The organism is Streptomyces amritsarensis (assembly GCF_001953875.1).
Lineage (GTDB): Bacteria > Actinomycetota > Actinomycetes > Streptomycetales > Streptomycetaceae > Streptomyces > Streptomyces amritsarensis.
In genome coordinates, this window is the sequence record NZ_MQUR01000109.1 from 1 (window position 1) to 22,448 (window position 22,448).

19 protein-coding genes are annotated in these 22,448 nt (G+C 73.6%); 7 read left to right on the plus strand and 12 right to left on the minus strand.

From position 1 onward, the window contains the following. Window positions 1–555: 555 nt before the first annotated feature. Both AVW11_RS30860 and AVW11_RS30865 read right to left on the minus strand, forming a co-directional pair. Window positions 556–1,851: a maleylpyruvate isomerase N-terminal domain-containing protein gene (locus AVW11_RS30860; RefSeq protein WP_076046669.1), complete on the minus strand. Its 1,296-nt coding sequence runs from the start codon at window positions 1,849–1,851 to the stop codon at window positions 556–558. Beyond that, window positions 1,848–2,426: a sigma-70 family RNA polymerase sigma factor gene (locus AVW11_RS30865; RefSeq protein ID WP_060181154.1), complete on the minus strand. Its 579-nt coding sequence runs from the start codon at window positions 2,424–2,426 to the stop codon at window positions 1,848–1,850. The genes AVW11_RS30860 and AVW11_RS30865 overlap by 4 nt, the downstream gene beginning before the upstream one ends. A gap of 301 nt (window positions 2,427–2,727) precedes the next feature. Here AVW11_RS30865 and AVW11_RS30870 point away from each other — a divergent pair, with 301 nt between their 5' ends. Next, complete coding sequence (locus AVW11_RS30870; RefSeq protein WP_030855642.1) at window positions 2,728–3,246, plus strand: EF-hand domain-containing protein; 519 nt, start codon at window positions 2,728–2,730, stop codon at window positions 3,244–3,246. Between the two features lie 623 nt (window positions 3,247–3,869). On the opposite strand, the gene purU is transcribed toward AVW11_RS30870, so the two are convergent. After that, on the minus strand, window positions 3,870–4,754 hold the full coding sequence (gene purU / locus AVW11_RS30875; protein WP_030964739.1) for a formyltetrahydrofolate deformylase: 885 nt from the start codon (window positions 4,752–4,754) through the stop codon (window positions 3,870–3,872). A gap of 14 nt (window positions 4,755–4,768) precedes the next feature. Then, window positions 4,769–5,215, minus strand: coding sequence for an SCO4402 family protein (locus AVW11_RS30880; RefSeq protein WP_030855638.1), 447 nt, complete (start codon window positions 5,213–5,215; stop codon window positions 4,769–4,771). A 196-nt stretch (window positions 5,216–5,411) separates the two neighbouring features. On the opposite strand from AVW11_RS30880, the gene AVW11_RS30885 reads away from it, so the two are divergent. Beyond that, window positions 5,412–6,701, plus strand: a complete 1,290-nt coding sequence (locus AVW11_RS30885; RefSeq protein ID WP_060181158.1) for an ABC transporter substrate-binding protein — start codon at window positions 5,412–5,414, stop codon at window positions 6,699–6,701. 23 nt (window positions 6,702–6,724) lie between these two features. On the opposite strand, the gene AVW11_RS30890 is transcribed toward AVW11_RS30885, so the two are convergent. Together AVW11_RS30890 and AVW11_RS30895 are read right to left on the minus strand one after the other, a co-directional pair. Further along, complete coding sequence (locus tag AVW11_RS30890) at window positions 6,725–8,032, minus strand: hypothetical protein (protein WP_240528314.1); 1,308 nt, start codon at window positions 8,030–8,032, stop codon at window positions 6,725–6,727. 793 nt (window positions 8,033–8,825) lie between these two features. Further along, entirely contained in the window at window positions 8,826–10,196 is a 1,371-nt protein-coding gene (locus tag AVW11_RS30895) for an NsdA family TPR-like regulatory protein (protein WP_030855632.1), read from the minus strand. Between the two features lie 222 nt (window positions 10,197–10,418). On the opposite strand from AVW11_RS30895, the gene AVW11_RS30900 reads away from it, so the two are divergent. The 3 genes from AVW11_RS30900 (at window position 10,419) to AVW11_RS30910 (ending at window position 13,850) form a co-directional block, all read left to right on the plus strand. Continuing rightward, a complete protein-coding gene (locus AVW11_RS30900; protein ID WP_030855630.1) occupies window positions 10,419–11,099 on the plus strand; it encodes a bifunctional DNA primase/polymerase in 681 nt (226 codons plus the stop codon). A gap of 208 nt (window positions 11,100–11,307) precedes the next feature. Continuing rightward, window positions 11,308–12,177, plus strand: a complete 870-nt coding sequence (locus AVW11_RS30905; protein WP_051700819.1) for an ABC transporter ATP-binding protein — start codon at window positions 11,308–11,310, stop codon at window positions 12,175–12,177. Beyond that, entirely contained in the window at window positions 12,174–13,850 is a 1,677-nt protein-coding gene (locus AVW11_RS30910; RefSeq protein WP_076046671.1) for a transporter, read from the plus strand. Before AVW11_RS30905 ends, AVW11_RS30910 begins: the two co-directional genes overlap by 4 nt. Window positions 13,851–13,939: 89 nt before the next feature. Here the strand turns inward: AVW11_RS30910 and AVW11_RS30915 are convergent, their stop codons facing one another. After that, on the minus strand, window positions 13,940–14,815 hold the full coding sequence (locus AVW11_RS30915; RefSeq protein WP_060181152.1) for an alpha/beta fold hydrolase: 876 nt from the start codon (window positions 14,813–14,815) through the stop codon (window positions 13,940–13,942). A gap of 295 nt (window positions 14,816–15,110) precedes the next feature. Next, a complete protein-coding gene (locus tag AVW11_RS30920) occupies window positions 15,111–15,803 on the minus strand; it encodes an iron-dependent transcriptional repressor DtxR (RefSeq protein ID WP_030665907.1) in 693 nt (230 codons plus the stop codon). Between the two features lie 212 nt (window positions 15,804–16,015). Between AVW11_RS30920 and AVW11_RS30925 the strand changes: the two genes are divergently transcribed. After that, window positions 16,016–16,771, plus strand: a complete 756-nt coding sequence (locus tag AVW11_RS30925) for an SIS domain-containing protein (RefSeq protein ID WP_030855626.1) — start codon at window positions 16,016–16,018, stop codon at window positions 16,769–16,771. An 84-nt stretch (window positions 16,772–16,855) separates the two neighbouring features. Here AVW11_RS30925 and AVW11_RS30930 read toward each other — a convergent pair whose 3' ends face one another. Together AVW11_RS30930 and pdxH are read right to left on the minus strand one after the other, a co-directional pair. Further along, the gene (locus tag AVW11_RS30930) at window positions 16,856–18,169 is read right to left on the minus strand and encodes a PAS domain-containing protein (RefSeq protein WP_060181151.1); all 1,314 of its coding nucleotides are present in this window, start codon (window positions 18,167–18,169) and stop codon (window positions 16,856–16,858) included. 417 nt (window positions 18,170–18,586) lie between these two features. Further along, window positions 18,587–19,249, minus strand: coding sequence for a pyridoxamine 5'-phosphate oxidase (gene pdxH, locus AVW11_RS30935; protein WP_076046673.1), 663 nt, complete (start codon window positions 19,247–19,249; stop codon window positions 18,587–18,589). Between the two features lie 200 nt (window positions 19,250–19,449). Between pdxH and AVW11_RS30940 the strand changes: the two genes are divergently transcribed. Further along, on the plus strand, window positions 19,450–20,556 hold the full coding sequence (locus tag AVW11_RS30940; protein ID WP_030027765.1) for a citrate synthase 2: 1,107 nt from the start codon (window positions 19,450–19,452) through the stop codon (window positions 20,554–20,556). Window positions 20,557–20,691: 135 nt separating this feature from the next. Here AVW11_RS30940 and AVW11_RS30945 read toward each other — a convergent pair whose 3' ends face one another. After that, on the minus strand, window positions 20,692–21,297 hold the full coding sequence (locus AVW11_RS30945; protein WP_030855623.1) for a TetR/AcrR family transcriptional regulator: 606 nt from the start codon (window positions 21,295–21,297) through the stop codon (window positions 20,692–20,694). Continuing rightward, a complete protein-coding gene (locus AVW11_RS30950; protein WP_030855622.1) occupies window positions 21,285–22,022 on the minus strand; it encodes an enoyl-CoA hydratase family protein in 738 nt (245 codons plus the stop codon). Before AVW11_RS30950 ends, AVW11_RS30945 begins: the two co-directional genes overlap by 13 nt. Between the last annotated feature and the right edge of the window lie 426 nt (window positions 22,023–22,448).

The window sequence follows — 22,448 nt, forward strand, 5'->3', positions numbered from 1 at the left end:
GGACGCGTGATCGAGAAGCGCGTAGCGATCGATGGCGGCTTATGCCCAGCCCCAGAGGCTCGCAGACGCCGGCTGGCAGGAGCGCGTAGCGATTGGGGGCGTGCCGGGCTCCGCCCGCGCATCCCTGATGTCCCCGATGGTGTCTTGATCCCCCGGCCCGTTCCTTTGGGGGCTTCCCGGCAGTCTTTCGGATTTCCGGGGCGGGACGGTCGGTCAAGGGTGGCCGAAGCGACATCGCGAAGCGACGCGAGGAACGAGCGCCCTTGAGGGACCGGCACGACACGNNAACTCTGATCCCGCCCCGCGCAGACCCCGCCCCCGCACTCCCGCCGCGCCTTCGTTCTCGGCTCACCGAAGTCGCGTTCCCGCGTCTCCCCGACGCCTTCGCTCCCGCCCTGCCGAGACCCCGCTCCCCCGCCGCGCCCCACCGCCCCCGCCCCGCCGGCTGCCGCCGTGCGCCGACCCCGCCGCGCCTCGAGGCGGGTGGGCAGCCACCGGCCCGGGGCGCGGGGGCCGCGGGGGTGAAGGCGCCGGGCGCGCGGGGAGCCGTACGCCCTACAGGCGGCTCAGGGAGGCCGCCGCGAAGAGGACGTCGCGGATCGCTTCGCGGTCGCCGTGCTGGCCCGCGGCCACGTCTTCCGGGGAGATGTGGCCCGCGGCCAGCTGGCAGAACTCGATGCCGTCCAGGGCGATCTCGGCAGCCACCGTACGGTCCGGTGACGGCTTCGCTCCCGGCGAGTCCAGGGCGATGTCCCAGCCGCCGCCACCCGCGCCCTCGATCTCCAGGTGCAGGGTCCGCCCGGGCGCTCCCGCCGCGACCAGGCCCCGGGCCGGGCCCGCCAGGCCCGCGCGGCGGCGCTGTGCCAGCGCGCCCGGCAGCAGTCGCGCCGCCAGGTCGATCATCCCGTGGAGGTGCGGCCCGGAGGGCGGCTCGTACGGGTAGTCCACCGCGTCCGCGATGTCCCACGCGTGCACCCAGCACTCGAAGGCGCGCTCCAGGAAGGCGTCGCCGAGCGGGAGGGCGAAACCGCCGTAGTCCACGGCGAGTTCGGCGACGCCGCGGCCCGCGAAGGAGACCGTACGGACCAGGGTGTGGCCCTGTTCCCGCCACGGCTCGCGCACCTGGCGGGTCGTCGGGTACGCCGACGCGCCCCAGAAGTACTCCGTCCGCGCGGTCGGACCGCCCGGCGGCGCGTCCGGGCCCAGCGGGTCGTCCAGCCCGAGCGCGGTGGCGATCATCCCGTCGACCGTCATGAGGTGCCCGATCACGCCCGCGACGGTGGTCCGCTGCGACCGGCTGCGTTCCTCCTCGAACCACTTCAGGCGCACCGGGGTGTGCCACTCGGAGTCGCCGAAGTCCTGGAGCAGTGCGTCGAGCCGCGCGGTCTCGGTGTCGTACGGGCTGGCCCACACCGGTACCGGGATACGGGCCGGCCGCTTGCCGAGGCAGTCCTCCAGGACGCGCGAGCGCAGCAGCGGTTTGAGGTCGAGGGTTTCCTCAGGGTGCAGCAGTCCGACCGCGTCGCGCAGCCGCAGTGCCTCCTCCGCGCAGGGCGCGCACTCGGTGAGGTGGTCCTCGACCGCCCGGGTCTCCTCGGCCGAACACGCGGCCAGCGCCCACGCGCCGAGCAGGGACTTGAGCACGGCGTGGGAGGGCGGCGGTGCCAGGGGCGGCGGTGCCGATGCCGGTGCCAGGGTCGGCGGTGCCGGTGGCAAGTCCGCCGGCAGCGGCAGCGGGCGCGGTGCGCGCTCCGGGTCGAGGTCGTCGGCCGCACCGCGCGGGCCCGGTATCCGCGCCTGGCCGCCGGGACGCTCGAATCCGTCGTCGGGCGACTGGGCGGGGCCGTTCATCGGGGTGTTCCGTATTCGCGCGGGCCGTAACCGGACTGGGCGGCGTCCTGCTGCGGGAGGGCGTTGGCGGTCGACAGCAGTTGGAGCCCGAGCCGGAGCCTGCGGCGCGCTTCGTCCTCGCTGATCTGGAGGTCGGCGGCGGCCTGCCGGTAGTCGCGCCGCTTGAAGTAGGCGAGTTCCAGTGCGGCCCGCAGTGGCGCGGGCATGGAGGTGACGATGTAGTCGGCGCGGGCGGCGGCGTTGGCGCTGCGCACCTTCTGTTCCAGTTCCTCGCGGGAGCCGCGGCCCAGTTCGGCCTGGCGCAGCCGGGCCACCGCCTGGCCCTGGGTGATCCGGGCGACCCAGGAGCGCATGGAGCCCTGCTTGGGGTCGTAGGCGTCCGGGTTCTCCCAGATGTAGCCGAAGACCTCGCGGGTGATCCGGTCCGCCGCCTTCTCGTCGCCCAGCACCCGGTGCGCCAGGCTGTGCACGAGCGAGGCGAAGCGGTCGTAGAGCTCACCGAGCGCGGCGGCCTCGCCGCGGGCGAGACGCTGCTGCATGCGGCGGTCCCACCGCGGTGGTACGTCCTTCGGCATAAGTGCCCCCAGCCGTGTGTCGACGCATCGAATGTAGTGGGCACATGGCCGATCGCGCCTGTTTTGGACGAAGCTCCCCTCGGATGTAGGCCCTGCGTGATAGGGGCGTTGCGGGGCGTGAACGGTGGTGTGGCCGAGGGCACATGGGTACACGCGTACGCGCCCCGCCGCGCTCCCCGTGCGCGGGTTCGATGCGGCCGCCTGCTTGACCGCTTCGCTTAACGTGCAGGCCACCAAGGCCTTACGCTCCTGCCTTGTCTTGATCTGAACCCCACGCACACGTGAAGGTGGAACGCCGCATATGGACAGCGCAGAATACGAGCGCAAGATCGCCGCCCGATTCGCCACCTTCGACCAGGACGGGTCCGGCTTCATCGACCGGGAGGACTTCAGCGCGGCCGCGAAGGCCGTCCTGGCCGAATTCGGTACCGCCGCACGGTCGGAGAAGGGCCAGGCCGTCTTCGGCGGCGCCGAGGCGTTCTGGCAGGGCATGGCCGGTATCGCAGACGTCGACGGGGACCAGCGGGTGTCCCGCGAGGAGTTCATCACCGGGGCGGCCAAGCGGCTGCGTGACAACCCGCATCGGTTCGCGGAGATCGCGCGTCCGTTCCTGCGGGCCGTGATCGCGGTGGCGGACGAGGACGGCCTCGGTGCGACGCCGACCGCCGCGGCCCGCGTGCTGCGCGTCCTGGGCACCGCGCCCGAGCTCGCCGAGCAGGTGGCGCGCGGCCTCGACACCGACGGCGACGGACGCATCTCGGAGGACGAGATCCTGGCCGCCTTCGCGGGATACTGCGGGGTGGAGGCCCCGGACGCGTGACGCCTGCGGCGCGCTCGCACGAACCACCGGGCCGGGCCGGACCGGACCGGACGGGCCTGGCTGAGCCGGGCGCCCGAAGCCACGCCGCCCGCACAGCGGCGACGGACGGGTGCGGCCCCGCCGGGTGCAGCCGCGCGACCGGCCGGGGACGAAGCCGGGACCGGCGGCCGGCTCCGCCGGCGCCCGGCCACCACGGGCCCCCGCCGGGGCGAACCGCGGGCCGACCGCGGACCGGTCGCGGGCCGCGGGTCACCGGCCGTCGGCCACCGGCCGCAGGCCACCCGCCGCCGACGGTCCGCTGTCGGTCACGGGCCGCCCGCCAGGCGGACCGCTGCTCACACCCGCCGATCACCGGCCGAGGCCACCCGCCGCCGTCGGTCCGCTGTCGGTCGCGGCTCGCCCGTCACCCGCGGCCGGTCACCGGCCGTTGGGCGTCGGCATCCCGGCCGACAGACCCGGCGCGCCTCCGGGCCCCCGGGCCTCGGCCTCGGCGGCCGGCTGGGCCCCGTGCGTCCACGGCCCAGAGCCGGACGGGGTGGCGTGCCGGGGAGCCCGGCCTCGGCCTCGGCGGCCGGCTGGGCCCCGTGGGGCCGCGGTCGCGGGCCGGACGGGGCGTGCGTGCGTCAGGCGAAGACCACCGTGCGGGAGCCGTTCAGCAGGACGCGGTGTTCGCTGTGCCACTTCACGGCGCGCGCGAGTGCCTGGCACTCCACGTCGCGGCCGACGGCCACCAGCTGGTCCGGGGTGACCTCGTGGCCCACCCGCTCGACCTCCTGCTCGATGATCGGGCCCTCGTCGAGGTCCGCCGTCACGTAGTGCGCGGTGGCGCCGATCAGCTTCACACCGCGCGCGTGCGCCTGGTGGTACGGCTTGGCGCCCTTGAAGCTCGGCAGGAACGAGTGGTGGATGTTGATGATCCGCCCGCTCAGTTCCTTGCAGAGGTTGTCCGACAGCACCTGCATGTACCGCGCGAGCACCACCAGCTCGACGTTCTCGGCCCGGACGAGTTCCAGCAGCTGCGCCTCGGCCTGGGCCTTGGTGTCCTTCGTCACCGGGATGTGCACGAACGGGACGTCGTACGAGGCGACCAGCTCGGCGAAGTCGGTGTGGTTGGAGACCACGGCCGCGATCTCGACCGGCAGGGCCCCGATCCGCGAACGGAACAGCAGGTCGTTGAGGCAGTGCCCGAACTTGGACACCATCAGGATGATCCGCATGCGCTCCTCGGAGCGGTGGATCTCCCAGTCCATCTTGAAGGACTCGCCGATGGCCGCGAAGCTCGCCCGCAGCTTCTCCACCGTCACGGCGGGCTCGGCCTCGAAGTGCACCCGCATGAAGAAGAGCCCGGTCTCCCGGTCTCCGAACTGCTGGCTGTCCACGATGTTGCAGCCGGTCATGAACAAGTAGCTCGACACGGCGTGCACGATGCCCTGCTTGTCGGGGCAGGACACGGTCAGGACGTACTGGGGCTGCTGCTGGGCCTGGGCCTCGTTGTGCGGGTCGCTCATGACCGCACAGCCTTTCACACCGCGCGGGTGAGGATCCTCAACGCTTCCAGCGAGGTGGGCCGTGCGTCCGGGTCGTCCCCGTCGGCCTGCGCGAGCCGTACGTGTGCCTCGCGGGCGGCGCGTACCGCCTCGGGCCACGCGTGGTGTTCCAGGTAGACGGAGACGGGGGCGTCGGGGCCGACCTGGTGGAGGATGCGCAGCACGCGCAGCACGGCGAGGTCGACGAGGGCCGCCTCCTGCGAGTCGCGGAAGATCGTGCCGACGTACTTCTCCGCCGACCAGCTGTCGAGCCAGGTGTCCTCGACGAGCCGGTACACGGCGTCGGTGACGTCGCCGTACCCTTCGTCGCCGGCCAGCCAGGTGTCCTCGTGGAAGGCCGGATCGGAAAGCATGTGCAGCGCCGAGCGCACGTTGCTGCGCCAGCGCCACCACGGCATGTCGTTCAGGGGCATGCCGCCCATGGTGGAGGAGCGGCCGCCGCGTTTGGAAGAGTTCTTCGAACCTTGGGCGAATGTCACGCTTTCGATCGTACGTTCCCGTTGAGTGCGATCTTGAGGCGCCTGCAAGCGACGACGCCCCCGTAATTCACTTCGACGTCACCGGATGTTGTGTCCATCTCACTCGACAGTTACCGGTGGGGCGGAATGGTGCATGGACATGACCATCTCGCGACGCGCAGCATCCCTCTCCCGCACCGTCGTGGCCACGGTGATGGGCGCGTGCCTCGTAGCCGGGTGCGGCACGCTCCCCGGCGGCTCGGGGGGCTCCGGGGAAACCATCACCGTCATGACCTTCGCCCCTGAGGGAACCGGCGCCACCAACATGCCCGGGATGACCGGCATGGCCAAGGCCTACGAGCGCTGGGTGAACTCCAAGGGCGGTATCAACGGGCACAGACTGCGCGTACTGACCTGCAACGAGAAGAACACGCCCAGCGGCGCCGCCGACTGCGCCCGCAAGGCGGTCGCGGAGAAGGCCGTCGCCGTCGTCGGCTCCTACAGCCAGCACGGACGCGCCTTCATGGCCCCGCTGGAGGCGGAGGGCATCCCCTTCATCGGCGGCTACGGCGTCTCCTCCGAGGAGTTCCAGTCCCCGCTCTCCTACCCGGTCAACGGCGGCCAGTCCGTCCTGATCGCCGGCGCCGGCCACCAGCTGGGACGCTTCTGCGACCAGGTCGCGCTGGTCCGCCCCGACACCATCGCGGGCGACACGCTGCCGGTTCTGCTCAACGCCGGCCTGCGGGCCAACAAGATGGCCGACGCCGCCGACATCCGTGCCGCCGAGGACTCCGCCGACTTCAAACCGCAGGCCAGTGAGGCCCTCGCGCACACCACCGGCACCGGCAAGGAGAAGGAGAAGGAGAAGGGCTGCGTGACCGCGGTCCTCGGCGAGCGCACCGAGACGTTCTTCGACGCCTTCCGCCGCACCGAGCCCCAGCGCAGGAAGCCGCAGATCTCCTCCGTGCTGGGCAGCGTCAGCCAGTCCCTGGTGGACCGCACCGGCGGCCGGGAGAGCCCCTTCGAGGGCGCGTACATCACGAGCTGGTACCCGGTGGCCTCCGATCCCGTCTGGGAGCCGATGCGCAAGGTCGTCACCGACTTCGCCTTCGGCGACGACAGCGTCGACACCGACGACAGCGGGGCGCAGACCACCTGGATCGCGTACACGGTGCTGAGCGAGATCATGAAGCGCTTCGAGGAGGGCGAGGACGTCGACGCCCGCAAGGTCAAGCGTTCGCTGAACGAGGCCCAGCCCGTGAAGACCGGCGGTCTCACCCCCGATCTGAGCTGGCGCTACCAGGACATGCGCGCAGTGGCCGGCTTCCCCCGCATCGTCAACGGCCAGGTCACCTTCCAGATCGTGCAGTCCGGCCGTCTCGTGGCGCAGCCGGGCGAGAAGAGCCTGGACATGACCCCGACGCTGGTGCAGGCCCCGCACACGGCCTGAGTGCGGGCGGGGCCGGCCCCGGCTCAGAGCTGGGACTTGTCGCGCTTGGTGAGTCCGTACTTGGCCGCGATCGTGTTCCACATGGTCGCGGCCGACTCCTTGGCCTTGGTCGCCTCGCCGCTCGACTTGTTGCCTTCGGAGGCGTTCTTGGTGACCTTGGCCCTGCCGTCCTTGCACTTGTCGTCGTCCACGTCGTCCGCCCACGCGGCGTAGCTGTTGTCGGCGTCCGCCGAGGCCTGCCAGGCCTTCGTCAGGGCGGCGGACAGCTTGACGTGGTCGGGCAGCTTGTCGACCTTCAACTCCTGCAGCCGCGTGATGAGTTCCTCGCGCTGCCGGGCCGCGTCGCGCAGGTCCGAGGCCGCCTGGTCCAGGTTGGAGCAGCCCTTGATGTCCTCCACGGCCTTGATCACCACGGCCCGGCTGTCGTTGCTGTCCGCGAGGAGCTTGTCCAGCTGGACGGCCTGCGGGCGGGCCGGGTCGACCGGCGCCTCGCCGGGCGGGGCCGAGCCGCCGGTCGCCGTCGGCGCGACGGGCACGGCGCCCGGGTCGTTGTTCTGGGGCTTGCCGTCGCCGAGCAGCGAACCGACGCCGAGGCCGACGACGGCGAGGCCGATGACGACGGCGCCGATGATCGCGGGCGAGACCTTGCGGGAGGGCTCCGCCGGCGGGGGCGGCGCGTACTGCTGCTGCGGGTGCGGGTGGTGCGGCTGCGGCGGTACGGGGGCCTGTCCGCGCGGCGGGTAGGGCCGCTGCGGCGGCCGGCCCCGCAGCACGGGCTCCTGCACGGGCGGCAGGTGCTGGGTGTGCCCGGCGGAGTCGTCGCCGCGGAACAGGCCGTCGAACCCGTCGACGCCGGAGGCCGCGGGAGCGCCCGGCCCCGCGGGGACGGACGGGATGTACTGCGTCGCCGCCTCCGCGTGCGCGGGGGCCGCGGGGGCCGCCGGCACGGGCGGTATGAACTGGGTCGCGGCCTCGTCGTGTCCGGGGTGTCCGGGGTGTGAGGGGGCCGCCGGCACGGGCGCGATGAACTGCGTCGCCGCCTCCGCGTGCGCGGGGGCCGCGGCATCGGCCGGGACGGGCGGAATGTACTGGGTGACGGCCTCGGGCAGCGGCGGATAGCCGTAGCCGTGCGGTGCGCCGGGCCCCTCGTAGCCGGGCCCGACCACGTGCCCGGGCACGGCCTCCGCCGCGGGATAGGCCTGCGGATACCCGTAGGCGGCCCCGGGCTGCGCCTGCTGCGGCTGCTCCGGGTACGCCGGATACCCGGACGCCGGGTCCGGCTCCCACGGAGCACCCGGCTGGGGGGCGCCCCCTTGTCCGCTCTGCGTCACCGGGACTCCTTCTCCGACTCGCCCGACCGTACGGAACCCCGGCCACGCTACCCGGTCACGCACCGCCACCGTGAGACCACCCGTAACCCGGGAATCAGCCCCACCCCAAGATCCACCCCGCCGAGGCCGCAGCCGCCACCCCGGCCCCACCCACGCAACCCAGCCCTCCGGACCCCGCCGCCACGCCAGGCCGGGCCCCGCGGCCGCTCCACGCGCGGACCCCGGCGCGCAACCCTGCCCATTCAGCCCCGCCGGCGCTTGAGGCGCGGAGCCCGGGGGCCCGAGCTCCGGCTACGCCGACGCTTCAGGCGCCGGGCCCGCGGCGGGGGCCCGAGCTCCCGACCCGCGGACACTCCACACGCGGGACCTGGAGCGCAGCCCCGCTCATTCAGCCCCGCCGACGCTTGAGGCGCGGGGCCCCGGGGCGGGGTCCCGAGCTCCCGATCCGCGGACGCTCCACGCGCGGGACCCGGGGCGCAGCCCCGCTCATTCAGCCCCGCCGACGCTTGAGGCGCGCAGCCCCGAGCGGGGGCCCGAGCTCCCGACCTGCGGCCGCTCCACGCGCGGGGCCCGGAGCGCAGCCCCGCTCATTCAGCCCCGCCGGCGCTTGAGGCGCGGGACCCCGGGGCGGGGGCCCGAGCTCCCGATCCGCGGACACTCCACGCGCGGGACCCGGGGCGCAGCCCCGCTCATTCAGCCCCGCCGGCGCTTGAGGCGCGCAGCCCCGGGGCGGGGGCCCGAGCTCCGGCGGCTGGCGGGGCGCGGCGGCGGGGTGTGTGGGCCGAGCCCGCCGCTAGGCGACCCGCGCGGCGAACTCCCGTACCGCCGCCTCCTCCCGGTACGGCTCTAGCCGCGTCCTGAAGTCCTCCAGGTATTCCGTCCCCCGGTTCGAGCGCAGCCCCGCCAGCAGGTCCGCCGCCTGCGTGGCCGTCTGGCAGGCCTGTTCCACCTCCCGCTGCTGCACCTGCGCCGCCGCCAGCAGCAGCAGCCCGATGGACCGGCGGCGTGCCTTCCCCGCCGGGAGGCCGCGCAGGGCCTCCTCGGCCTGGCGGGCCGCCGCGTCCGCCTGCCCCAGGTCGCGGTGGCAGTGGGCCAGCTCGTCCGCGAGGTACGCCTCGTCGAAGTGGCGGATCCACACCGGGTCGTCGCCCGACTCCGGCTCCGCCCGCTCCAGCGCGCTCAGCGCCCGCGCCGACAGCACGCCCGTCGCCCGGGCGTCGCCCAGCAGGGCGTGGCCGCGCGCCTCGGCGGCGTAGTACATGGCCTCGACCCGTGGCGTGACCTGGCCGCGCGTCCCCTCCTGCGCGGCCCGCGCCAACTGCGCGATCTCCCGCGGGTTTCCCAGCTCCGCCGCGAGGTGGCTCATGGACGCCGCCAGCACGTAGCCCCCGTACGCACGGTCGCCGGCCGCCTGGGCCAGCCGCAGCGCCTGGATGTAGTAGCGCTGCGCCAGGCCCGGCTGGCCCGTGTCCACCGCCATGTAGCCGGCCAGCTCCGTCAGCCGGGCCACCGCCGCGAACAGGGCCCGCCCGACGGGCTCCCGGTAGGAGCCGCCGATCAGCCCCGACACCACCGAGTTGAGGTAGTGCACGACCACCGGCCGTACGTGCCCGCTGCCGAAGCGGTGGTCGAGCTCCTTGAGTGCGTCGGTCGTCGCCCGTACCGCCTCCACGTCCGACATGCCGACCCGCGAGCCGCCGCTGCGCGCCACCTGGGTGTCGGCGCCGGTGATCAGCCAGTCGCGGCTCGGCTCGACGAGCGCCGACGCGGCCACGCTGGAACCCGCGAGGAAGTCGCGCCGTCCGACGTCGCTGCGCCACAGCTCGCAGACCTGCTCGATCGCGCCGATGACGGTCGGGGAGAACTGCAGGCCGACGCCGGAGGCGAGGTTCTTGCCGTTGGCCATGCCGATCTCGTCGATGGTGACGGTCCGGCCGAGTTTGCGCCCGAGCGCCTCGGCGATGATGCCGGGTGCCCGGCCGCGCGGCTGCTGGCCGCGCAGCCAGCGGGCCACGGAGGTCTTGTCGTAGCGCAGATCGAGGCCGTGTTCGGCCCCGCACATGTTGACGCGCCGGGCGAGCCCGGCGTTGGAGCACCCGGCTTCCTGGATGAGCGCCTGCAGCCGTTCGTTCGGCTGGCGGGCGACGAGAGGCCTGGCTGCCATGAAAACCCCCTGCTGACCGCGGGTGATCCGTTGGAATGATCACTTCCCGCCTGATGTGCGGAGAATCTTCCGCTCTGCGTCGTGTCGCTACCCAGCAACAGCGCCCCGGCCTCCTACGCGCCCCCACGCGTGCATCAGTGCGCCCCATATGCAGGATCGATGCTCCGCCCGCGGGCGGGTTTACCCCCGTAACCCCGGGTGACCCGGGCAGTTGTGATGGGCGTGGAAGAGACCATGGGAGTCACGGAGACCGCACCCATCCCCAAGCAGCGCGGTGAGCAGCTGTTGGACCATGCCGTGCGGTACGCGGAAGAACGGCACTGGGATGTCTTCGCCGGCACCTGGTTGGAGCCCGGGGACGGCCGGGAGCTGTGCTCCTGCGGGGCCGCGGACTGCCCGGCGCCCGGCGCGCACCCGGCGGTGAAGGACTGGGCGGCGCACGCCACCGGCAGCGCGGTGCAGGTGCGCCGGGTCTGGGGGAAGAACCCCCAGGCGTCGATCCTGCTGCCGACGGGCCGGACCTTCGACGCGCTGGACGTGCCGGACTCGGCCGGCTTCCTGGCGCTGGCCCGGCTGGAGCGCATGCAGCGCACCCTCGGACCGGTCACGCTGACGCCCGATCACCGGATGCTGTTCTTCGTGCTGCCCGGCGCCGGCGTCAAGGTCGCGGACCTCGTGCGCAAGCTGGGCTGGACGCCGTCCGCGATCGACCTGACCGCCCGCGGCGAGGGCGAGTACGTGGCCGCCCCGCCCACCCGCTTCGGCGGCCGGGGCGCGGTCCAGTGGGCGCGCCGTCCCACCCCCGCGAACCGGTGGCTGCCCGACACGGAGGAGCTGATCGACGCGCTGGCGTACGCGTGCGGCAGCGAGGCGGCGGCGGAACGCAAGCGGCGCCAGGGGTGACGGTGCCGTCCCCGATGTGACGCACCGCGCCGGACGTGACGGCGCGGTGCGGGGCGTGACGGCCCGGTGCGGGGCGTGGGGCGCGGTCCCGGGATGTGTGAGATCGCGCCCGGAAAACTCATGACATTAGTAACTGACGAGGCCTCTCCCCCTCCTCCTATCGTGAGGAGAGAACGACCGACGGGGACGTGTGACGAGAGGCAGGCGCATGCCGGACCAGGGCGATGCGACGGGTGGAACGTACGGGACGGAGGGCGCGCGAACCGCGCCGTCCGCCGTGCGCGTGGAAGGTCTGTGGAAGCGGTTCGGCGAGCAGGTTGCCGTCGCCGGCATCGATCTGGAGCTGCCCGCGGGGAAGTTCATCGGCCTGGTGGGGCCCAACGGCGCGGGCAAGACCACCACGCTGTCCATGGTGACCGGGCTGCTGCGCCCCGACATGGGGCGGGTCCTCGTCGCGGGGCACGACGTGTGGGCCGACCCGACCGAGGTGAAGGCGCGGATCGGGGTACTGCCCGAGGGGCTGCGGCTCTTCGAGCGGCTGTCGGGGCGCGAACTGCTCGGCTACATGGGCCGTCTGCGCGGGCTGGCGGGTGAGGAGACCGACAAGCGGGCCACGCAGCTGCTGGACATCCTCGACCTGGCCGGTTCGCAGCACAAGCTGGTCGTCGACTACTCGACCGGCATGCGCAAGAAGATCGGCCTGGCGGCGGCCCTGCTGCACAACCCCGAAGTGCTCTTCCTGGACGAGCCGTTCGAGGGCGTCGACCCGGTGTCGGCGCAGACCATCCGCGGAGTGCTGGAACGTTACACCGCTTCCGGTGCCACGGTCGTCTTCTCCTCCCACGTGATGGAACTCGTCGAGTCGCTGTGCGACTGGGTGGCCGTGATGGCCGCCGGCCGGATCCGCGCCGCGGGCCCGCTGGCCGACGTACGGGGCTCCGCGCCCTCCCTCCAGGCCGCCTTCCTCGAACTGGTCGGCGCACACGGGCGGGCCACGGCCGGGGACTCGCTGGACTGGCTCGGCGGCAACTCCGGCAAGGCCGGGGACGCGGAGAACTCCGCGACGGTCGCGCGATGAGCGCGCCCACCGCCCCCGCCGGGGCCACCGGCGCCGCCCGGACCGCCGGGACCGCCGCTGGAGCGGCGGCCGCCGCCGCGCCGCCCGCGCTGACCCCGATCTTCCTCCGCATCAAGCTGTCCCTCCTGCGCAACGGGCTGAAGGGCTCCTCCAAGCGCAAGGCCGCCTACTTCTCGACGCTGGCGCTCGCGCTGGTGGTCGGCTTCTTCATGACGCTCGGCCTGGGTCTGCTGCACGGCAGCGCGCACGCGGGCACCGTCGTGGTCCTGCTGGCCGCGGTCCTGGCGCTCGGCTGGGCCTTCATGCCGCTGTTCTTCCCCACCGGGGACGAGACGCTGGACCCGAGCCGGCTGGTGATGCTGCCGCTGCGCCCGCGTCCTCTCGTACGGGCCCTGCTCGCGGCCTCGCTCGTCGGCATCGGACCGCTGTTCACGCTGTGCCTGGCGATCGGCTCGGTGATAGCCGTCGCCCGCGGCGCCGCCGGCGCGGCGGCGGCCGTGGTGGCCGTACCGCTCCTGCTGCTCGGCTGCGTGACCCTCGCGCGGGCCGTGGCGACGGCCAACGTACGCCTGCTGACCAGCCGCAAGGGGCGCGACCTGGCGCTGCTGAGCGGCCTGGTGATCGCGGTGGGCGCGCAGCTGGCCAACTTCGCCGGCCAGAGCCTCTTCGAGGCGGGCGGCCTGGCGAAGCTGGAGCCCGTCGAGGCGGTGGTGCAGTGGCTTCCGCCGGCGACCGCCGTCGCCATGGTGGACTCCGTGAGCGGGGGCGCGTACGGCCGGGCGGCGGCCCAACTGGTGCTGACGGTGGCGGCCGTGGCCGGCCTGATGTGGTCCTGGGAGCGCAGCCTGACCAAGCTGATGGTCACGCCGGACGGCTCGACGATCGCGGCGTCCGGACCGGTCAAGGACCGCGGTGCCGCCGGCGGCGGCTTCTGGTCCCTGATGCCCGGCGGTCGGACGGGGGCCTCGATGCAGCGCAGCCTGCGCTACGTCGTGCGCGACCCGAAGACCAAGTCGGCCTGGGTGACGGCGTTGGCGATCGGCCTGATCGTGCCCGTCTTCAACGCGCTGCAGGGCACCGGGTCGGTCTACCTCGGCAGCTTCGGCGCGGGCATGCTCGGCGTGCAGATGTACAACCAGTTCGGGCAGGACACCTCGGCGTTCTGGATGGTCGCGCAGACCATCTCGAACACCCGTGACGCGTACGTGGAGCTGCGCGCCCGAGCGGCCGCGCTGGCCCTGGTCACCGTCCCGTACACGGTGCTCGTCACGGCGGTCACGGCCGCCCTGGTGGACGACTGGCAGGCCTTCCCCGCGGGGGTGGGCGTGGCGCTCGCCCTGCTCGGTTCGATGCTCTGCACGGGGGCGCTGGCCTCGGCCCGCTTCGCCTACTCCATCCCGACGGACGGCGCGTTCAAGAACGTCGCGCCGGGGCAGGGCGGGCTCGCCTGGGGCGGTATCGCAGCCGGGATGCTGACGTCGGCGCTGGTGTGCGCGCCGGTGATCGCGCTGGCGATCTGGCTGAACACGGCCGAACACCGGGACATGTCCTGGGTGGTGCTCCCGATCGGCGTGGCCTGGGGGTGGCTGGCGACCTGGGCGGGCCTGCGGCTCGCGGCGCCGACGGTGTCGCGGAAGCTGCCGGAGATCCTGCTCGCGGTCAGCAAGGGCTGACGCCGCCCGCCGTCCCCGTCCCGGGCCGGTGCCGGCGAACTCCCGCCTGGCATCGGCGGTGATACGCCCTGCCGCGGGCGCAACGTCCGTCAGGGGGCGGGGGCCCGGATGTCGTCCAGGAAGGGTTCGAGGACGGCGCGCCAGGCCGTCGGCTGGTCGTAGTGGAGGTAGTGGCCGGCGTCGGGGATCTCGGCGTACCGGCCGGCCGGGAGGACGCGGACCATCTCCTGGGCCTCGGCGCGGCCCAGTTCGCCGTCCAGGCCGCGGACCACGAGGGTCGGGCAGCGGACCTGGGCCAGCTCCTCCCAGTGCGCGTCATGGACCCAGGTCTCGCGGGCCGTCAGCATCTGGCGGCGGGAGAAGAGCGGGCGCCAGCCGTCCGCGGCCTCGTGCATGACCTCGGCGAAGAAGGCGCCACGGCCGGGGTCCGGGCGCTCCACGCGGGGATCGTCCTCGCCGAACCAGCGACGGGCCGCGTCCTGGGTGGGGAAGGGCAGGGGCCACAGGTGGAACCAGTCCTCCCATTCGCGCTGGGAGGCCGCGCCGAGGGCGGAGGCGCGCATGTCGCAGATGACGAGGGCCGCGACCAGGTCGGGGCGGCGGGCGGCGAGCTGCCAGGCCGTGAGCGCTCCCATGGAGTGGCCGATCAGGGTGACGGGGGCGAGGCCGAGCTGTTCCACGGCGGCCTCGGCGTCGGCCACGAAGGCCTCGCGGCCCAGGGCCGTGTGCGGGGCGGCGCCATCGGGCGGGCGGTCGCTGTGGCCGTGGCCGCGCTGGTCCAGGGCGACGACGCGGCGGCGTTCGCCGAGCCAGTGGGCGGTACCGGCCCAGTGGGAGGCGCGGCCCATCAGCCCGTGCAGTAACAGCACGCCGGGGCCGGGGTCCGCCTCGGCGACCGGTTCTCGGAACTGCCAGGCGGCCAGCCGGACGCCTTCGGCCCCTGTCACATCGATGCGCTGTACCACCGCAGATGCACCCCCTTCGCTCCCCGCCAGACTATCGAACCCCCATTCGAAAACGGGGTTCTCGCCCACAACACCGCTCTTTCGAGTGACCTTGCTCAAGGATTGGCCGCCCCTGCCGATGGAGATCCTTTCAACAGGGAGGCGGGCCGCTCGGGGAAGACGGTCCGAGGGGACGACCTTGAGAGCTCGGGGCTCCAGGTCACACAGGGGAGGACCGGTCCCGGCGCCGCGAGGCGCCGGGACCGACCACTGCCCAGGACCGATCCTTACGGCCGGGGACCTTGGACCTACGAGGTCAGCGCTTCGCCACGAACACGTGCGAGGCGATCTCCGCCTCCAGCTCGGCGGCCTCACCACCACTGCCGACCAGCACACCGCCCGGGGACTCGGTCACGCTCACCACCGAGCCGGGCTGCACACCCGCACGACGCAGCGTGTACATCAGCTGGGCGTCCGTCTGGATCGGCTCCCCGATCCGCCGCACGACCACCGTCTTGCCCTCGGTACCCGGGTCCAGCTCGGACAGGCTGATCATGCCGTCCTCCAGGAAAGGCTCCGCCTCGGCCTTCTCCCCCAGCTCCTCCAGCCCGGGGATCGGGTTCCCGTACGGCGACTCGGTCGGGTGGCGCAGCAGCTCCAGCACCCGCCGCTCCACCGCCTCGCTCATCACGTGCTCCCACCGGCAGGCCTCGGCGTGGACCTGCTCCCACTCCAGCCCGATGACGTCGACGAGCAGGCACTCGGCGAGCCGGTGCTTGCGCATCACGCGTGTCGCCAGCCGCCGGCCCTCGTCCGTCAGCTCCAGGTGCCGGTCGGTGGCGACGGCCACCAGGCCGTCCCGCTCCATGCGCGCCACCGTCTGGCTCACCGTCGGCCCGCTCTGGTCCAGCCTCTCGGCGATCCGGGCGCGCATGGGTACCACGCCTTCCTCTTCCAGCTCGAGGATGGTGCGGAGATACATCTCCGTGGTATCGATCAGTCCGGACATTCGTGCCCCTCGGATTGCGTGCGCTGGCCCTGCCCCCAATTCTGACGCATCAGGCCGACAACCGTCCCGTGCCCAGGGGGTCAAGACCGGTCCCGTACATCCCCGAATCCTTCGGACACGGGATTGACGGCCGTATTGACACGCCCTTGGTCCAGACCGCACGGTGAGCGGCGGACACGGACGCACCCCACCTCTGGAAGGGCCATCGGCGTATGAGCGAGAGCAAGCTGGCCGGTCAGTTCTTCGACGCCGCCATCGGCCTGCTGGAGCGGGTACGGGACGAGGAGGCCCCGCACATCGCCGAGGCCGGCACCCTCATCGCCGACGCCGTCGCCGCCGGCAACCGCCTGTTCGCCTTCGGCGCCGGACACTCCTCGCTGCCCGCCCAAGACGTCGTCTACCGGGCCGGCGGCCTGGCCCTGATGAACTTCCTCGCCGTCCCCGGCACGGCCGGCGTCGACGTCATGCCCGCCACCCTGGGCAGCGCCCTGGAACGGGTCGACGGCCTCGCCGGCGCCGTCCTCGACAGCAGCCCCGCCTCCGACGGCGACGTCCTCGTGATCATCTCCCTCTCCGGGCGCAACGCCCTGCCGGTCGAGATGGCCATGAACGCCCGCGCCGTCGGCCTCAAGGTCATCGGCGTGACCTCCGTCGCCTACGCCACCGGAACCAGGTCCCGGCACGTCTCCGGCACCTTCCTCAAGGACCACTGCGACGTCGTCCTCGACAGCAAGATCGCCGTCGGTGACGCGGAACTGAGCATCGACGGCATCGACGCCCCCTTCGCCCCCGCCTCCACCGTCGTCACCAGCGCGATCATGCAGGCGGTCATGGCCACGGCAGCCGGGGAACTGGCCGCCCGCGGCCTGGAGCCGCCGCTGCTGCGCTCGGGCAACGTCGACGGCGGCCACGAGTGGAACGGCCGCGTCATGCAGGAGTACGGCGACCGGATCTTCTTCCGCCACTGACCGGGCCCGCGCAACCGGCCGGGCCCACGTCGCCGCCGGCCGGGCCCGCGTAACCGGCGGGCCCGCGTCACCGGCCGACCCGCGTCACTGGTCCACGGGGCGCGTCGCCAGGTCCAGGTCCGCGGCGACCCGCGCCGCGACCTCCTCCGCGTACGCGGCGTCCGCGCGCTCGAACGCCACCCGCGAGGGCCCGCGCAGGAACGTCAGCGCGCCCAAGGTCCGCCCCCGGCTGCGCAGCACCGTGCACAGCACGTGCGCCGCGCCCTCGGGCCACTGCCGGGCCCGCGCCCACTCCGCGTCCGCCTCACCGCGCGGGGCGCTGGTGCGCACCGACCCGATCCGGTCCAGCGCCTGCAACGCCGGGTGCCCGGCCGCGTACCGCACGGGGATCGAACCGGGCGCCGGCAGCGCGGGCGGCGACGCGGCGCACCGTACGAGCCTTCGCGGCCCGGAGTCGGCCGCGGGGGCCAGTACGTCCAGCAGCGCGTGCTCGGCGAAGCCGGCGAGCGCGAAGTCCAGGCGTACGGCGGCCGCCTCCGCCGGGTCCTCGCACTCGGCGGCTGCCCGCCCCGCCCGGTGGAGCTGGTGGGACCGGAAGCGGGCCTGCGCGGCGTCGAGCTGCTCCTGCCGGGCCTCGGTGACGTCCTGGATCAGCCAGCCGACGCCCAGCGGAACCGGCTCCTCCGCGAGCGGCGAGGACAGCCGCAGGAACCCGCACCGCCAGCACCGGCGCCGCACCCCCTCCGCCGTGCGCACCGACACCCACATCTCGACGGGCGCGGGCGGTGCCCCCTCCGCGAGGACGTGCTGGAGCGCGCCCTCCAGCTCCTCCACCCCCTGGGTCAGCAACTCCCCGAGGGGCCGGCCGAGCAGGGCGGTGCGGCCGGTCCCGAAGGCCCGAGCGGCGTGCGTGTTGACCACGGCGGGCCGCAGGTCGACGTCGACGAGGACGACGCCCCAGGAGGCGTCCTCCATCAGGGCCTCGCTGAGCGCGATGGACCGCTCCAGGTCGATCTGCGCGTGCACCTCGCTGAAGGCGCAGTACACCCCCGCCGGTGAGCCGTCCGCACCCGGCACGCCGGCGGACTGCGTCCGCACGAGGACCCGCCCGCCGTCCTTGGTGAGCAGCGCGAACTCGTGGACCTGCCGCCCGGGCACGTGCTGGGCGGACATCAGCCTGTCCTGCACGTCCTGCGCGTCGGCGGCCCGCACCGCCCACCCCTCGAACCCCTTGCGGCCCACGGCCTCCCCGGCCGACCAGCCCAGGATCCGCTCGGCCTCCCGGTTCCAGTGGGTGATCACCCCGTCGGAATCGAAGGCGCACAGCGCGGCGTCCATCCCGTCCAGCAGCGCGGCGAGCAGGTCGTCGGCGGTCTCGTCACGTCCGGAAGCACTCACCTGGAACCCCCAGCAGGTGTTGGCGTATGCGGCACGTCAGATCATTCAACTCGAACGTGACCCACACCACACCGCTTTCACCGGATTGGGGACACGAAATCCGGTCAGACCGGTCCGGCGGGCCCGCTCACCCGCGGGGAGCGGGAAACAAAAAACAGTTGTGGCCGTCACCGTGCCTGCCTAGGCTCTGTTGCACACGAGAAGGGAGGTGGTTCCCGAAATGTACGGAAACCGGACGCGTGAGGTGGCTGCGGGCTAGGGCCCGTCGTCAGCAGCGCACCCAGTGCGGTGCCCGGCGGATCGCCCGGCGCCAATCCCAAGCAGTCACCCGACCCGCGGGCTCGCCGGCACGTCCGGCCGGCTCCTCTCACTGCAGGAGAGGAACCCGAGCCCGCGGGTCGTCTGTTTTCCCCACCGCTACGGGCAGAGCCGCTCCAGGCGCCACTTCCCGTCCTCCAGCACGTAGTGGAGGCGGTCGTGCAGCCGGTTCTCGTGGCCCTGCCAGAACTCGACCTCCTGCGGCACCACCCGCAGCCCGCCCCACTCCGGCGGCACCGGGACCTGCTCGCCCTCCGGGTAGCGCTCCTCCAGCTCGGCGTAGCGGCTGTCCAGCTCCGCGCGCGAGCCGATCACGCTCGACTGCTCGCTCGCCCAGGCACCCAGCTGCGAGCCGTGCGGCCGGGACCGGAAGTACGCCGCCGTCTCGTCGCGCCCGATACGGGACGCCGTACCGGTGACGATCACCTGGCGGGCGATGGGATGCCACGGGAAGAGCAGCGCGATGTGCGGGTTCTGTGCGAGTTCCCGGCCCTTGCGCGACGCGTAGTTGGTGAAGAACACGAAGCCCCGGCTGTCGAACTGCTTCAGCAGCACCGTGCGCGAGCTGGGCCGTCCGTCGGGAGTGGCCGTCGAGACGACCATGGCGTTCGGTTCGAAGAGGTGCGAGTCGGCGGCCTGCTGGAACCACCGGGTGAACTGCTCCATGGGGTCCTCGGCGAGGCTCTCCTCGTGGACGATCTCCGAGCGGTACTGCTTGCGCATCATTGCGGGGTCAATGTCCTGATCGGTCACGCCAGCCATCCTGCCCCAGGTGGACCGGCGGCGGTGTGCCGTATGTCACGCTTCCGCAGTCGGGGCGCAGCGGCCAAAATCTTGGGGCCGGTCCGAAGGTCCCCGCACGGGTGACCATCGGCCGTGCCGGGCATCAACGGGGATGACCGCGCCGGACCGCGAGTCACGCCGGGAGCCGCGCGTGTTCGCACTATCTGAGGAGCCGCCTGATGTCCGACTTCGTACCCGGGCTCGAAGGGGTCGTCGCGTTCGAGACGGAGATCGCCGAACCCGACAAGGAAGGCGGATCGCTCCGCTACCGGGGCGTCGACATCGAAGACCTCGTCGGCCACGTCTCCTTCGGGAACGTCTGGGGCCTGCTGGTCGACGGTGCTTTCAACCCCGGCCTGCCGGCCGCCGAGCCCTTCCCGATCCCGGTCCACTCCGGTGACATCCGCGTGGACGTGCAGTCCGCGCTCGCGATGCTCGCGCCCGTGTGGGGTCTGAAACCGCTGCTGGACATCGACGTGCAGACGGCCCGCGACGACCTCGCGCGCGCGGCCGTGATGGCGCTGTCGTACGTCGCCCAGTCCGCCCGCGGCCAGGGCCTGCCCATGGTCCCGCAGCGCGAGATCGACAAGGCCGAGTCCGTCGTCGAACGGTTCATGATCCGCTGGCGGGGCGAGCCGGACCCCAAGCACGTCAAGGCCGTCGACGCGTACTGGACCTCGGCCGCCGAGCACGGCATGAACGCCTCGACGTTCACCGCGCGCGTCATCGCCTCCACCGGCGCGGACGTGGCCGCGGCCCTCTCCGGCGCCGTCGGCGCCATGTCGGGCCCGCTGCACGGCGGCGCGCCGTCCCGCGTGCTCGGCATGATCGAGGAGATCGAGCGCACCGGTGACGCCGTCGCCTACGTGAAGAAGGCCCTCGACAAGGGCGAGCGCCTGATGGGCTTCGGGCACCGCGTCTACCGCGCCGAGGACCCGCGCGCCCGCGTGCTGCGGCGCACGGCCAAGGAGCTGGACGCACCGCGCTACGAGGTGGCCGCCGCGCTGGAGAAGGCCGCCCTGGAGGAGCTGCACGCGCGTCGCCCCGACCGGGTGCTCGCCACCAACGTGGAGTTCTGGGCCGCGATCATGCTGGACTTCGCGGAGGTCCCGGCGCACATGTTCACCTCCATGTTCAGCTGCGCCCGTACCGCCGGCTGGTCGGCGCACATCCTGGAGCAGAAGCGCACGGGCCGCCTGGTGCGCCCGTCGGCCCGCTACACGGGCCCGGGCCGGCGCAACCCGCAGGAGATCGAGGGCTACGCGGACATCGCCGACACCGCCTGACCGGCCCGGCCGCCCGCCACCACGGGGGCGCCGCCCCGGACTCCTCCGGGGCGGCGCCCCCGCCGCGTGTGTCGGGCCCGCTGCGCTGCCCGACGCCGGACGGGTCCCCCCGCGGGCCCCGTCCGGGGAGGGATCTCAGCCCAGAGCCGCGTCGAGGATCCGCGACCACTGGGCCACGACGCGGGCCCGGCGGGCCGCGTCGTCGGTCAGGACGTTCGCCAGACCCAGGCCGCGCGCCATGTCGAGGAGGCCCTGCACGGTCTCCCGTACGCCCGGCACGGACTCGTCGGCACCCAGCAGCTCGACGGCGATGCGGTGGGTCTCCCGGCCGACGCGGGCCTCCAGCTCGGTCACCCGCGGGCGCAGCTGCTCCTCGTTGGAGGCGGCGACCCACAGCTGGAGCGCGGCCCGGAACAGGGCGCCCGTGTACAGGTCCACCAGCGCCTCCACCACGGCCGGACGGGCGGCCGGGCCGGCGTGGAAGAGGTCGCGCAGGGCGGTGGAGCGTTCCTCGGCGACGTACTCGACGGCAGCGGTGAACAGGTCCTCGCGGGTCGGGAAGTGGTGCTGGGCGGCTCCCCGGGAGACGCCGGCGCGTTCGGCGACGACGGAGACGGTGGAGCCGGCCCAGCCGTGCTCGGCCAGGCAGGACACGGCCGCCTCCAGGAGGTGGCGGCGGGTGACGCGGCTGCGCGCCTGCTTGGGACCGGTGGCGGCGGCCGCGCCGGTCACCGTGCCCATGAGGGGTCCCGGCGCTCGAAGCGGGCGGTGATGCCCTCGCGGGCCTCCGCGGAGCCGAAGTGGTGCGCGGACAGTTCGGTGAGGGCCGCGCCGTCCTGCGCGAGGGCCGCGCGCACCGGTGCGGTGACCAGGCGCTTGGTCGCGGCGAGCGCCTGCGGGCCGGCCTTGCGCAGGCCCGCGAGGACGGGCGCGAGGGCGGCGTCGACATCCTCCCCGTGCAGGGTGAGCAGGCCGATCCGTGCGGCCTCGGCGGCGTCGAACGCCTCGGCGGTCAGGAAGTAGCGGGCTGCGGCGCGCGGGTCGAGGCGGGGCAGGAGCGGCGCGGAGATGACGGCGGGGACCACGCCCAGGTGGGTCTCGGTGAAGGCGTACGAGGACCGCGGGCCGGCGGCGGCGATGTCGCACACACCGAGCAGGCCGAGGCCGCCGGCCCGGACATGGCCGGTGACCCGCGCGACGACGGGCTGGGGCAGCTCGGCGATCTCGCGGAGCAGGGCCACGAAGTCCGCGGGCGCGGAAGGGGACTTGAGGTCGGCGCCGGAGCAGAAGGTGGAGCCGGTGTGCGTGAGGACGACGGCGCGTACGTCCGGGTCCGCGGCGGCTTCGCCCAGGGCGGCGCGTAGCCCGGCGACGAGCTCCGCGGAGAGCGCGTTGCGGTTCGCCGGGGAGTCGAGGGTGAGGGTGGTGACTGCGTCCGCCGTTGTGGCGTGGACGGGTGTGGCCATGGCTCCTCCGGAGCGGTCGGCGGGGTGTACGGGGGGAGGCTATGCGGTGTCCCCTGCGGGGTTGCTCGGCGGTGTGGGTCGGCCGGGGTCCTGGCGGACGGCTCGGCGGGGGTTGGCAGTGGCCGGGGCCGGTTTCCCTGGCGGGGTGGAGCGGGTGCGGGTTGGGCGGTGCGTCTGCAGGGTTGCTCGGCGGTGCGGGCGCGCCCGGGTCCCGGCGGACGGCTCGACGGTATGCGGCCGGGCCGACCCGGGTCCCGGCGGACGGCTCGGTGGTGCGGGACGCGCCCGGCGGGGTGGAGCGGGTGCGTCTGCGAGGTTGCTCGGCGGTGCGGGGGCGGGGTCAGCGGTGGCGGTCCCTGGCGGAAGCCGGGCCATGCCGGTGGTGGGGGCTGGGCGGTGTCGGGGGGGTGGGGCGGTGCCCCGCAC